At 70.7% G+C, this 12543-nt stretch carries 11 protein-coding genes; 2 read left to right on the forward strand and 9 right to left on the reverse strand.

Annotated elements, in window-relative coordinates; translation table 11 throughout:
* Positions 1-426: 426 nt before the first annotated feature.
* The 3 genes from AB0953_RS25510 to thyX all read right to left on the reverse strand — a co-directional run bounded on the left by AB0953_RS25510 (position 427) and on the right by thyX (position 4125).
* On the reverse strand, positions 427-2112 hold the full coding sequence (locus AB0953_RS25510) for a ribonuclease J (RefSeq protein WP_366861900.1): 1686 nt from the start codon (positions 2110-2112) through the stop codon (positions 427-429).
* A 127-nt stretch (positions 2113-2239) separates the two neighbouring features.
* Positions 2240-3139 (reverse strand): 4-hydroxy-tetrahydrodipicolinate synthase, encoded by a 900-nt coding sequence (dapA, locus tag AB0953_RS25515; protein ID WP_361905415.1) that lies wholly within the window; start codon positions 3137-3139, stop codon positions 2240-2242.
* A gap of 245 nt (positions 3140-3384) precedes the next feature.
* Positions 3385-4125, reverse strand: coding sequence for an FAD-dependent thymidylate synthase (thyX, locus tag AB0953_RS25520; RefSeq protein WP_366861901.1), 741 nt, complete (start codon positions 4123-4125; stop codon positions 3385-3387).
* Positions 4126-4376: 251 nt separating this feature from the next.
* On the opposite strand from thyX, the gene AB0953_RS25525 reads away from it, so the two are divergent.
* Entirely contained in the window at positions 4377-4616 is a 240-nt protein-coding gene (locus tag AB0953_RS25525) for a hypothetical protein (protein WP_366861902.1), read from the forward strand.
* Between the two features lie 48 nt (positions 4617-4664).
* Positions 4665-5222, forward strand: a complete 558-nt coding sequence (locus AB0953_RS25530) for a PH domain-containing protein (RefSeq protein ID WP_366861903.1) — start codon at positions 4665-4667, stop codon at positions 5220-5222.
* Between the two features lie 46 nt (positions 5223-5268).
* Here the strand turns inward: AB0953_RS25530 and AB0953_RS25535 are convergent, their stop codons facing one another.
* The 6 genes from AB0953_RS25535 to eccD all read right to left on the reverse strand — a co-directional run bounded on the left by AB0953_RS25535 (position 5269) and on the right by eccD (position 12478).
* On the reverse strand, positions 5269-5721 hold the full coding sequence (locus tag AB0953_RS25535; RefSeq protein WP_366861904.1) for a hypothetical protein: 453 nt from the start codon (positions 5719-5721) through the stop codon (positions 5269-5271).
* A 17-nt stretch (positions 5722-5738) separates the two neighbouring features.
* Positions 5739-6494 carry a 4-hydroxy-tetrahydrodipicolinate reductase gene (gene dapB, locus AB0953_RS25540; protein WP_366861905.1) on the reverse strand — a complete coding sequence of 252 codons (756 nt, stop codon included), beginning with the start codon at positions 6492-6494 and terminating at the stop codon, positions 5739-5741.
* A 112-nt stretch (positions 6495-6606) separates the two neighbouring features.
* On the reverse strand, positions 6607-7986 hold the full coding sequence (locus AB0953_RS25545; RefSeq protein ID WP_366861906.1) for a pitrilysin family protein: 1380 nt from the start codon (positions 7984-7986) through the stop codon (positions 6607-6609).
* Complete coding sequence (locus AB0953_RS25550) at positions 7983-10202, reverse strand: polyribonucleotide nucleotidyltransferase (RefSeq protein WP_366861907.1); 2220 nt, start codon at positions 10200-10202, stop codon at positions 7983-7985. Before AB0953_RS25550 ends, AB0953_RS25545 begins: the two co-directional genes overlap by 4 nt.
* A 309-nt stretch (positions 10203-10511) precedes the next feature.
* A complete protein-coding gene (gene rpsO / locus AB0953_RS25555; RefSeq protein WP_114054450.1) occupies positions 10512-10799 on the reverse strand; it encodes a 30S ribosomal protein S15 in 288 nt (95 codons plus the stop codon).
* A 170-nt stretch (positions 10800-10969) separates the two neighbouring features.
* Positions 10970-12478 carry a type VII secretion integral membrane protein EccD gene (gene eccD / locus AB0953_RS25560; RefSeq protein ID WP_366862020.1) on the reverse strand — a complete coding sequence of 503 codons (1509 nt, stop codon included), beginning with the start codon at positions 12476-12478 and terminating at the stop codon, positions 10970-10972.
* Between the last annotated feature and the right edge of the window lie 65 nt (positions 12479-12543).

The following is a 12543-nucleotide window of genomic DNA, read 5'->3' on the forward strand; positions in this document are numbered from 1 at the left end:
GCGTTGATTTTTGGCACGCTGTTGAGTTCTCAAGGAACGGACGCTTCCTTCGTACTCACCCTCGCGGGCTTTCCTCCGGGCTTTCGTTCTTCGTTCTTGCGTTTCCGACTCTATCAGAGTCTTTCTCGCTCCGCCTTCCGGGCTTTCGCTTTCGCGTTTTCCTTTTCGGCGGTTCCAACCTTACCAGACTCTTTTCCGCACCGTTTCCGGTCGGATTCGAATTCGGTGGCCGCTGGAGGGCCTTTCCCTTTCGGGCGGAGCAGACGTTATCAGGTTTCCCGGCGTCTGATTCCCACCCGCTCGCAGAGCCGTCCGGGCACACGTGTGTGCCCGCGATTCGTACGAGGTGGAGCCGTAAACGTACTGGAGCGGGGCCCGTGATGCAAATCCGGTTGCCCCGCTCCAGTGACGTCGCTACGCGAGGCGTCAGACCTCGACCACGACCGGCAGGATCATGGGGCGGCGGCGGTAGCCGTCCGAGACCCACTTGCCCATGGTGCGGCGGATGAGCTGCTGGATCTGGTGCGGCTCGGCGACGCCGTCGGCCGCCGCGCGGGCGATGGCCTCTTCGATCTTGGTGGCGACCTGGGTGAAGGCCCCGTCCTCGATGCCGGAGCCGCGGGCCTGGATGTTCGGGCCGCTGACGACCTTGCCCGTGGTGCTGTCCACGACCACGTACACCGAGATGATGCCCTCTTCGCCGAGGATGCGGCGGTCCTTGAGGGAGGCGTCGGTGACGTCGCCGACCGACAGGCCGTCCACGTACACGTAGCCGGCCTGGACCTTGCCGGAGATGCGGGCCTTGCCGTCGACGAGGTCGACGACGACGCCGTCCTCGGCGATGACGATGCGGTCCTTCGGGACACCCGTCATCGCGCCCAGCTCGGCGTTGGCCCGCAGGTGGCGCCACTCGCCGTGGACCGGCATCAGGTTCCGCGGCTTGCAGATGTTGTAGAAGTACAGCAGCTCGCCGGCGGAGGCGTGGCCGGAGACGTGGACCTTGGCGTTGCCCTTGTGGACCACGTTGGCGCCCCAGCGGGTCAGGCCGTTGATCACGCGGTAGACCGCGTTCTCGTTGCCCGGGATCAGGGACGACGCCAGGATCACCGTGTCGCCGGGGACGATCCGGATCTGGTGGTCGCGGTTGGCCATGCGGGACAGGGCCGCCATCGGCTCGCCCTGGGAGCCCGTGCAGACCAGCACGACCTCGTCGTCCGGCAGGTCGTCGAGGGTCTTCACGTCCACGACGAGGCCGGCGGGGACCCGCAGGTAGCCCAGGTCCCGGGCGATGCCCATGTTGCGGACCATCGAGCGGCCCACGAAGGCGACCCGGCGGCCGTACTCGTGCGCGGCGTCCAGGACCTGCTGGATGCGGTGGACGTGGCTCGCGAACGAGGCGACGATGATCCGCTTCTGGGCGCCCGCGAAGACGCCCCGGATGACGCCCGAGATGTCGCGCTCCGGCGGGACGAAGCCGGGGACCTCGGCGTTCGTCGAGTCCGAGAGGAGGAGGTCGATGCCCTCCTCGCTCAGACGCGCGAAGGCGTGCAGGTCGGTGAGGCGGTTGTCCATCGGGAGCTGGTCCATCTTGAAGTCGCCGGTGGCGACGACCAGGCCCGCGGGGGTGCGGATGGCGACGGCCAGCGCGTCCGGGATGGAGTGGTTGACCGCGATGAACTCGCAGTCGAAGACGCCGAGGGCCTCGCGGTCGCCTTCCTTCACCTCGAGGGTGTAGGGGCGGATGCGGTGCTCCTGGAGCTTCGCCTCGATCAGGGCCAGCGTCAGCTTCGAGCCGATCAGCGGGATGTCCGGCTTCTCCCGGAGGAGGTACGGGACGGCGCCGATGTGGTCCTCGTGGCCGTGCGTGAGGACGATGCCCTCGACGTCGTCGAGCCGGTCCCGGATCGACGAGAAGTCCGGCAGGATCAGGTCGATGCCCGGCTGCTCCTCCTCGGGGAAGAGGACGCCGCAGTCGACGATCAGCAGGCGGCCGTCGAACTCGAAGACGGTCATGTTGCGGCCGATCTCGCCCAGGCCGCCCAGCGGGGTAACGCGCAGGCCGCCCTGGGGAAGCTTCGGCGGCGGGCCGAGCTCAGGGTGCGGATGGCTCAAAAGTCTCTCCTTCACCATGCGCGCCACGTACCTCGTTCGGCACGTGGCGCGCATGTCATTCGTGCACTTGCATGGGTGTATCTGGTCTTGCTTGTTCAGTTGTGCTGTTCAGTTGTGAAGTCCGTTGTCAGAGCTGTACCCCGCCGGCGGCAAGATCGATCTTGAGCTGGGCCGTCTCCTCGGCGGTCAGCTCGACGAGCGGCAGCCGCAGCGGGCCCGCGGGCAGGCCCTGGAGGTTCAGGGCGCCCTTGGTGGTGATCACGCCCTGGGTGCGGAACATGCCGGTGAAGACCGGCAGCAGCTTCTGGTGGATCTCGGTGGCCTTCTGGACGTCGCCGTTCAGGTGGGCGTCGAGCATGGCGCGCAGCTCGGGGGCGACCACGTGGCCGACGACGGAGACGAAGCCGACGGCGCCGACGGACAGCAGCGGCAGGTTCAGCATGTCGTCGCCGGAGTACCAGGCCAGGCCGCTCTGGGCGATGGCCCAGCTGGCGCGGCCGAGGTCGCCCTTGGCGTCCTTGTTGGCGACGATGCGGGGGTGCTCGGCCAGGCGGACCAGGGTCTCGGTGTTGATCGGGACGCCGCTGCGGCCGGGGATGTCGTAGAGCATCACCGGGAGCTCGGTGGCGTCGGCGATGGCCGTGAAGTGCCGGTAGAGGCCCTCCTGCGGCGGCTTGTTGTAGTACGGGGTCACGGCGAGCAGGCCGTGGGCGCCGGTGCGCTCGGCCTGGCGGGCGAGCTCGAGGGTGTGGCGGGTGTCGTTCGTGCCGATGCCGGCGACGACGTGGGCGCGGTCGCCGACTGCTTCCAGGACGGCTCGTACGAGGTCGTTTTTCTCCGCGTCGGTGGTGGTGGGGGACTCGCCGGTGGTCCCGTTGACGATCAGGCCGTCGTTGCCTGCGTCCACCAGGTGGACGGCGAGCTGCTGCGCGCCGTCGAGGTCGAGAGCGCCATCCGCCGTGAACGGCGTGATCATGGCGGTGAGGACCCGCCCGAAGGGGGTCTGCGGAGTCGAGATCGGAGCCATGGGTAACACGCTACTCGCTGCCATGCTCGCGGTGTCCCCTCGGGGGACGTCAATGGGTCGCGCCTCCCGGCGGCGGCCGGGAGGTGCGTGGAGCCCGGCACTGCCTGCTCGGGGGTTCAAGCAGTGCCGGGTCCGTTTGATCAGCCTAGATGAACTTTACGAAACGCCGCAATACGGACACTTCGGACCAGGTTCAGTACATCCGTGCGGGAGGGGCTGATCTGCTCCTTCAGGGCCTTCCGGACCTATGGGGCGACGCGTCCGTTCGCGTTGAAGGCCGCGTACGTGAGCGGCATCAGCCGGGCCCAGTGCTGCTCCATCTGCTCGCCGACCATCTCGATCTCCCGCTGCGGGAAGGACGGCACGGTGGCCAGCTCGTGCTGCGTGCGCAGGCCCAGGAAGTGCATGAGCGAGCGGGCGTTGCAGGTGGCGTACATCGAGGAGAAGAGCCCGACGGGCAGGACCGAACGGGCCACCTCGCGGGCCACGCCCGCCTCCAGCATCTCCCGGTAGGCCTCGTAGGACTGACGGTACGAGTCCTCCATCACCCGGCCGGTCAGCTCCAGCTGGGCCTCGGTGCCCTCGACGAAGACGTACTTGCCCGGACGGCCCTCCTGGACGAGCTTGCGCTCGGCGTCCGGGACGTAGAAGACCGGCTCCAGCTCCCGGTAGCGGCCCGACTCCTCGTTGTAGGACCAGCCGACGCGGTGCCGCATGAACTCGCGGAACACGAAGATGGGGGCGCTGATGAAGAAGGTCATCGAGTTGTGCTCGAAGGGGCTGCCGTGACGGTCCCGCATCAGGTAGTTGATGAGGCCCTTGGAGCGCTCCGGGTCCTTGCGGAGCTCGTCGAGCGACTGCTCGCCGGCCGTCGAGACGCGGGCGGCCCACAGCACGTCCGAGTCGGCGGCGGAGTGCTTGACCAGCTCCACCGTCACATCGCTGCGGAAGCTGGGTTTCAGGGCTGAGGCGGCGGTCTCGCTCACCGGGGATCCTTCCGGACGACTCACAGGGGGGGCGCGCCCACTCTACGGCGCCCGGCGGGGCCGCCCGTGCACGCACCCGGCGGTACGGGGATCGACCGGACGGCTGATGCCCCGCCAGGGAATCTGCCGGATGTCCCGAATTCCGGGCACGGATCGGGCGATTCGCACGTCCTACAGGGGGAACCCGCATCCTGTGCGTCCCGTACAGACCGCCGCCCGCCCCCGGGCCCGACCGTGAGGAGAGCCGCCCCATGCTCCGCCGGCGCGAACCCGTCCCGTTCGCCTTCGTCGCCGAGGCCGACCGTTTCCGCAGCAACGTCGCCCCGCCGCCGCGCCAGAGTCTGAGCAGGACCCAGCTGGCCGCCCGGAGTCTGGTGGGGCTGACCGTGGTGGCGGGGCTCGCAGGCTCCCTGCTCTTCGGCGTTCCCGCACTCCAGCCGCACCGCGCGCCCGCCACGTCGCAGCAGTCGGAGGCGGTCCAGGGGCGGTAGCCTCACGGGCACAGCCCTACCGAACGTGCATATGAGTGAGGTCCAGCCGTGCCCCTGCCCTTCCTGACGGCCGACGGCGCGTTCGACGCGCACGACGACGACGCCCCTCTCGACCACGACGACCGGGACCGCTGGCGCCGGCCGTACCGGCCCGGTCCCTGGCGGGTGGCCGGCTCGGCCCTGCTGCTCCTGCTGTCCGCGTTCATGCTGCTCGCCACGATGATCATCGCGTTCGCGGGCGCATGGGCGGGTGCGGCCATCTGCCTGGTGGCGGCCCTCGGCGTGATCGGGACCTCGCTGCGGATCCTGATGGCGGGCGTCTGGGTGAGCCGTACGGGGCTGCGCCGCGTCGGGCTGCTGCGGACGCGCTCGATCGCGTGGAGCGAGATCGGCGAGGTGCGCACCGTGCAGCAGCCGGTGCGCTGGCTGGGCCTGCCGCGCACGGTGCAGGGCCAGGCCCTCACGGCAGCCGGGCGGGACGGCGCCGCGCTGCCGGTGCTGCTGACCGACCACAACGCCGACTTCCTCTCCCGGGCCGAGGCGTTCGACCGGGCGGTCGACATGATCGCGGCCTGGGCTGACGAGCACCGGGCCGTGCCCGTCTGAGGCGTACGGGCCGCACGGCGGGCCCGGAGGGAAGCCCGTACGGGGATCAGGCCCGTGCGGGCTTGCTGTCGTGCAGGGCGATGGCCCTCTGCATGGCCTTGCGCGCCCGCGGGGTGTCGCGGGCGTCGTGGTAGGCGACGGCTAGGCGGAACCAGCTGCGCCAGTCCCCCGGCGCGTCCTCCGTCTCGGCCTTGCGGCGCGCGAAGACCTCGTCGGCGGAGTCCCGCAGGATCCGCCCGTACTCGTCCCGCTCCAGCTCGTCGACGGGCAGTCCGCCCTCGGCCTCCAGTTCGGCGGCGAGCTCGTTGGCCCGCGTGACGAACCGGGTGTTCTTCCACAGGAACCAGATGCCGATGACCGGCAGGATGAGCACGGCCGTGCCGAAGGAGACGGTCAGCCAGGTGCCCTGCTGGATCAGCATGACGCCGCGGCTGCCGACGAGGACGAAGTACACGACCAGGACGGCGGCCGTGAGGAAATAGGTGATCTTCGCGCGCATGGTGTTACTGCCCGATGTCAGCCGAGGTCGAGGAAGTGTTCCAGGCCGAAGGTGAGGCCCGGGGTGGTCACCACGCGCCGCGCGCCGAGCAGGATGCCCGGCATGAAGCTGCTGTGGTGCAGGGAGTCGTGGCGGATGGTCAGGGTTTCTCCCTCGCCGCCGAGCAGGACCTCCTGGTGGGCCAGCAGGCCGCGCAGGCGGATGGCGTGCACCGGGACGCCGTCGACGTCCGCGCCGCGGGCGCCGTCCAGGGCGGTGGCGGTGGCGTCGGGCTGCGGGGCGCAGCCGGCCTCCGCGCGGGCGGCGGCGATGAGCTGGGCCGTGCGGGTCGCCGTGCCGGAGGGGGCGTCCACCTTGTTGGGGTGGTGCAGCTCGACGACTTCGACGGACTCGAAGTAGCGGGCGGCCTGGGCGGCGAACTTCATGGTGAGGACGGCGCCGATGGAGAAGTTCGGGGCGATGAGGACGCCCGTCTCGGGCGAGCCGGCCAGCCAGCCGTTGAGCTGGGCGAGGCGCTCGGGGGTCCAGCCGGTGGTGCCGACGACGGCGTGGATGCCGTGGCGGATGCAGAAGTCGAGGTTGCCCATGACCGAGGCGGGGGTGGTCAGCTCGACGGCGACCTGGGCGCCGGTCTCGGCGAGGGTCTCCAGCTTGTCCCCGCGGCTGAGTGCGGCGACGAGTTCCATGTCCTCGGCGGCCTCGACGGCCCGGACCGCCTCGGACCCGATGCGCCCCTGGGCGCCGAGTACCGCGACCCGCAGCTTGCTGCTCATGCGTGCTTCCTTCGCTTCCACTGGTCGTGGCGGCCAGGCCGCCGTTCCTGCGCCGGGGGCACCGGCCGGCCGTCCCGGGCGGGGCGGCGGCCGGCGTCCCGGCGCGCGTGCCTCAGGCCACCGCTTCGTCGAGGCGGGCGGCCTGCTTCTCCTTCAGCGGGCCGATCACCGCGAGCGACGGCCGCTGGGCCAGTACATCGTGCGCGACCGAGCGGACGTCGTCCGGGGTCACGGCGCCGATCCGGGCCAGCATCTCGTCGACCGACATCTGGTCGCCCCAGCACAGCTCGCTCTTGCCGATGCGGTTCATGATCGCGCCGGTGTCCTCCAGGCCGAGGACGGTGGAGCCGGACAGCTGGCCGATGGCCCGCTTGATCTCCTCGTCCGTGAGCCCCTCGGCGACGACCTTGTCGAGCTCGTCGCGGCAGATCCGCAGGACGTCGTGGACCTGGTTGGGGCGGCAGCCCGCGTACACGCCGAACAGTCCGGTGTCGGCGAAGCCCGAGGTGTACGAGTACACGCTGTAGGCCAGGCCGCGCTTCTCGCGGACCTCCTGGAAGAGCCGGGAGGACATGCCGCCGCCGAGGGCGGTGTTCAGCACGCCGAGCGCCCAGCGGCGGTCGTCGGTGCGGGCCAGGCCCGGCATGCCGAGGACGACGTGGGCCTGCTCGGTCTTGCGGTTGATCAGGTCGACCCGGCCAGAGGTGCGGATCCGCTTGGTGCCGCTGCGCGGGCCGATGGGCTCGGCATCGGTGCCGCCGAGGGCGCCGGCCTTGTCGAAGGCGGCGCGGACCTGGCGGACGACCTTGTTGTGGTCGACGTTGCCGGCGGCGGCGACCACCAGGTGGCGGGGGTCGTAGTGCTTCTTGTAGAAGCGGCGGATCCGGTCGGCGCCGAGGGCGTTGATCGTGTCGACGGTGCCGAGCACCGGGCGGCCCAGGGGGGTGTCGCCGTACATGGTGTGCGCGAAGAGGTCGTGCACGCAGTCGCCCGGGTCGTCCTCGGTCATCGCGATCTCTTCGAGGATGACGCCGCGCTCGGCGTCGACGTCCTCCTCGCGGATCAGCGATCCGGTGAGCATGTCGCAGACGACGTCGATCGCCAGCGGCAGGTCGGTGTCGAGGACCCGCGCGTAGTAGCAGGTGTACTCCTTCGCCGTGAAGGCGTTCATCTCGCCGCCGACCGCGTCGATCGCCGAGGAGATGTCGAGGGCGCTGCGCCTGCCGGTGCCCTTGAAGAGGAGGTGTTCGAGGTAGTGCGTGGCACCGTTGAGCGCGGGCGTCTCGTCGCGGGAGCCCACGTGCGCCCAGATGCCGAAGGTGGCGGAGCGGACCGAGGGCAGCGTCTCGGTGACGATGCGCAGTCCGCCGGGCAGGACGGTGCGCCGGACGGTGCCGATGCCGTTCTCGCCCTTGAGGAGGGTTTGGGTACGGGCGACGGCCCGCCCCTTCGAAGAGGGGCGGGCCGTCACACGGGAACTACGCGACGTCACTTGTCGGAGTCGTCCTTGTCAGCCTCGGCGGCGTCCTCGCCCTCGATCACGGGGATGAGGGAGAGCTTGCCGCGCTGGTCGATCTCGGCGATCTCGACCTGGACCTTGGTGCCGACCGCGAGCACGTCCTCGACGTTCTCCACGCGCTTGCCGCCGGCGAGCTTGCGGATCTGCGAGATGTGCAGCAGGCCGTCCTTGCCCGGGAGCAGGGAGACGAAGGCACCGAAGGTGGTGGTCTTGACGACCGTGCCCAGGTAGCGCTCGCCGACCTCCGGCATGGTCGGGTTGGCGATGCCGTTGATCGTGGCGCGGGCGGCCTCGGCGGCCGGGCCGTCGGCGGCACCGATGTAGATGGTGCCGTCGTCCTCGATCGTGATCTCGGCGCCGGTGTCCTCCTGGATCTGGTTGATCATCTTGCCCTTGGGGCCGATGACCTCGCCGATCTTGTCCACGGGGATCTTGACGGTGATGATCCGCGGGGCGTTGGGGGACATCTCGTCCGGGGTGTCGATCGCTTCCATCATCACGTCGAGGATGTGGAGGCGGGCGTCACGGGCCTGCTTGAGGGCCGCGGCCAGGACGGAGGCCGGGATGCCGTCCAGCTTGGTGTCGAGCTGGAGGGCGGTGACGAACTCCTTGGTGCCGGCGACCTTGAAGTCCATGTCGCCGAAGGCGTCCTCCGCACCGAGGATGTCGGTGAGGGCGACGTAGTGGGTCTTGCCGTCGATCTCCTGGGAGATCAGGCCCATGGCGATGCCGGCGACGGGGGCCTTGAGCGGCACACCGGCGTTCAGCAGCGACATGGTGGAGGCGCAGACGGAGCCCATCGAGGTCGAGCCGTTGGAGCCGAGGGCCTCGGACACCTGGCGGATCGCGTAGGGGAACTCCTCGCGGCTCGGCAGGACCGGGATGAGGGCGCGCTCGGCGAGGGCGCCGTGGCCGATCTCGCGGCGCTTCGGGGAGCCGACGCGGCCGGTCTCGCCGGTGGAGTACGGCGGGAAGTTGTAGTTGTGCATGTAGCGCTTGCGGGTCACCGGGGAGAGGGTGTCCAGCTGCTGCTCCATGCGGAGCATGTTGAGGGTGGTGACGCCCAGGATCTGGGTCTCGCCGCGCTCGAACAGGGCGGAGCCGTGGACCCGCGGGATGGCCTCGACCTCGGCGGCCAGGGTGCGGATGTCGGTGACGCCGCGGCCGTCGATGCGGACCTTGTCCTTGATGACGCGCTCGCGCACCAGGGCCTTGGTCAGGCTGCGGTAGGCGGCGGAGATCTCCTTCTCGCGGCCCTCGAAGGCCGGCAGGAGCTTCTCGGCGGCGAGCTCCTTGACGCGGTCGAGCTCGACCTCGCGCTCCTGCTTGCCGGCGATGGTCAGCGCCTGGGCCAGCTCGCCGCGGACGGCCTGCTCCAGAGCGGCGAAGACGTCGTCCTCGTAGTCGAGGAAGATCGGGAACTCGCCCTCGGGCTTGGCGGCCTTGGCGGCGAGGTCCGCCTGGGCCTTGCACAGGACCTTGATGAACGGCTTCGCGGCCTCGAGACCGGCGGCGACGACCTCCTCGGTCGGCGCCTCGGCACCGCCCTTGACCAGGGCGATGGTCTGCTCGGTGGCCTCGGCCTCGACCATCATGATCGCGACGTCGCCGTCCTCCAGGGTGCGGCCCGCGACGACCATGTCGAAGACGGCGTCCTCGAGCTCGGAGTGCGTCGGGAAGGCGACCCACTGGCCCTTGATCAGGGCGACGCGGACGCCGCCGATCGGGCCGGAGAAGGGCAGGCCGGCCAGCTGCGTGGACGCGGACGCGGCGTTGATCGCGATGACGTCGTACAGGTGGTCGGGGTTCAGCGCCATGACCGTGGCGACGACCTGGATCTCGTTGCGCAGGCCCTTCTTGAAGGACGGGCGCAGCGGGCGGTCGATCAGGCGGCAGGTGAGGACCGCGTCCTCGGAGGGGCGGCCCTCACGGCGGAAGAAGGAGCCGGGGATCTTGCCCGCGGCGTACTGGCGCTCCTCGACGTCCACCGTCAGGGGGAAGAAGTCGAGCTGGTCCTTGGGCTTCTTCGACGCGGTGGTGGCGGACAGCACCATCGTGTCGTCGTCCAGGTAGGCAACGGCGGAGCCGGCGGCCTGGCGGGCCAGGCGGCCCGTCTCGAAGCGGATGGTGCGGGTGCCGAAGGAGCCGTTGTCGATGACGGCCTCGGCGTAGTGGGTCTCGTTCTCCACTAGCGTTTCTCCATTTTCGTCGTCTCCGTCCGCGGCCCGTGTGGCGGCGGACGGTGGCGGAGAAGCGCTCCTTGCGTGTGGGCCGGTCTTCGATCGAAGTACCCGGTTCCTGGCCCGTGGGGCTTTCCGGGTACCACTACCGAGGACCGGCGGCGTAGGAGTGCGCTCCTCCTCTTCAGTTGTGCGCCGGTGCGTCGCGCGGTTGTGTCCAGACTACAAAGCGTCCGGTACGTCCCGCACGCGTACAGCGGCGCGTACAGCAAAGGGAGCGGTCCCCCTGTAGGTGGGAACCGCTCCCTTCACGGCGTCTTACTTGGCGCCGGCCGCACCGCGGCGGATGCCGAGGCGGTCGACCAGCGTACGGAAGCGCTGGATGTCCTTCTTGGCCAGGTACTGCAGCAGGCGGCGACGCTGGCCGACCAGGATCAGCAGACCACGACGGGAGTGGTGGTCGTGCTTGTGGGACTTCAGGTGCTCGGTGAGGTCCGAGATGCGCTTCGAGAGCATCGCGACCTGGACCTCGGGGGAGCCGGTGTCGCCCTCCTTGGTACCAAACTCAGCGATGATCTGCTTCTTCGTAGCGGCGTCGAGCGGCACGCGTACTCCTCTTGGTGTCATGGCCACCGAGTGCCCCAGGTCGTATTCGCTGGGGATCTTCCGTAACTCGGGAGGCGGGTCCGCTGGGCGCAGTCTCCAGAGGTCTCGCCTCCGGGGGTGCGTACACAAACGGCCGTCACACAGCGTACCAGGCGCCGTGCCGGCTGGTCTCAGCCGGTGAGCGAGCGGGCCCGGGCGTAGACGTCGAGCACGGCCAGGGCCAGCGGGACCAGGGCGAGCAGCACCGCCGCCTCGGTGAGGTCGAGCAGCCGCCCCCAGAAGGGTGACAGACCCTTGCGGGGTATGACCAGTGCAATTCCGGCGAGGAGGGCCGCGCCGGCGGCGACGGCGGCGGAGAGCCAGATGGTCCGCAGGTCCAGGCCGCCGCGGTCGTGGTAGCGGGTGAGCTCCAGGACCAGGTCGGCCGGCGGGTGCAGGGCCAGGCCCAGGACGAGCAGGGCGACGGCGGCGAGGCCGGCGGCCAGGGTGCACACGACCTGGGAGGTGTAGCGGAAGAGGCGGGCGCGCAGCAGCATGGCCAGGCCGGTGGCCAGGGCGAGCAGGCGCCCCCAGGTGTTGTCGGAGAAGCCGAGGACGGCGGCGGAGGCGACGACGACCGCCGCGCAGCCGCCGACGAGGCCGAGCAGCATCTCGTGGCCGCGGCGGGCCTGGGCGGCGATGGCGTCGGCGTCGAGCGGGGTGCCCGCCTCGACGGGGTCGGGGCCGGCGGCGGGGTCGCCGTACGGCTCGGCCTCGTAGCGGTCCGGGGTCTCGTAGACCTCGACGGCGCTCTGCGGGGCCGAGTAGCCGATGGGCAGCCGGGCGAAGCGGGCGGACAGGCCGGGCAGGAAGGCGACGAGGCCGATGGCGACGGGGGCGCAGACGGCGGCGGTGGCCGTCGCGGAGGCCTCGGTGACGATGGCGAGGAAGGTGGCCAGGGTCCCGGTGGCGCCGACGAAGGTGGCCGCGACGAAGGGGGCGTCCCCGTGGGGGGTGAGGGCGACCAGGGCGACGGAGGCGACCAGGACGCAGACGCAGCCGAGGAGGAACTGCAGCCGCCCCGGTCCCTGGCCGGCGGCGGGGGCGAGGATGCCGGAGCCCGCGATGAGCAGCTGCGGGAGGGCGCCCAGGCCGAGGGCGACGGCGGAGCCGCGGTCGTCGTAGACCCGGGCGCGCACGCCGGCGGCGGCGGTCAGCAGCACGCCGATCGCGCCGGCGATGATGCCGGGCAGGCTGTGCATGTCGTGGCGGACCGGGTCGGCGTACCAGATGACGAAGCCGAGCAGGACGAAGAGCAGGGCGGCGCCGGCCAGGCCCGCGCCGCGCAGCATGTCGTCGCTCCACAGGCGGCGGTCGCGCACGACGGCGGAGGCGACGGCGTCGGAGACGTCGTCGAAGACGGCGGGCGGCAGGGACTCGGCGAACGGGCGCAGGCTGAGCACCTCGCCGTCGAGGACCTGCTGGGCGGCGAGGGTGCGGGCGCCGTCGAGGACGGTGCCGTCGCGGCGTACGAGGTGGAAGCCGGTCGGGGCGCCGACGGGCTGGGTCTGGCCGGTGAGGCGCAGGAGTTCCGGGTAGACGTCGGCGACGGCGATGTCCTCGGGGAGGGCGACGTCGATGCGGCTGTCGGGAGCCACGACGGTGACCCTGCAGAAGCCCGTCGTTGCGGCCGTACTCACCTGTGTGACCCCCTGGTTGGCGAAGCGGGAGCGCCCCGCCGCCGTCTCGGATTCGCGGATGCGCA

Origin of the sequence: Streptomyces sp. NPDC046866 (assembly GCF_040704625.1) — a bacterium.
GTDB lineage: Bacteria > Actinomycetota > Actinomycetes > Streptomycetales > Streptomycetaceae > Streptomyces.

What these genes read in the sequence shown, in the direction of transcription:
- dapA (WP_361905415.1), bottom strand. Translation starts at nt 3,139, where the DNA reads ATGGCTCCGATCTCGACTCCGCAGACCCCCTTCGGGCGGGTCCTCACC.
- AB0953_RS25525 (WP_366861902.1), top strand. Translation starts at nt 4,377, where the DNA reads ATGCTCCGCCGGCGCGAACCCGTCCCGTTCGCCTTCGTCGCCGAGGCC.
- AB0953_RS25535 (WP_366861904.1), bottom strand. Translation starts at nt 5,721, where the DNA reads ATGCGCGCGAAGATCACCTATTTCCTCACGGCCGCCGTCCTGGTCGTG.
- dapB (WP_366861905.1), bottom strand. Translation starts at nt 6,494, where the DNA reads ATGAGCAGCAAGCTGCGGGTCGCGGTACTCGGCGCCCAGGGGCGCATC.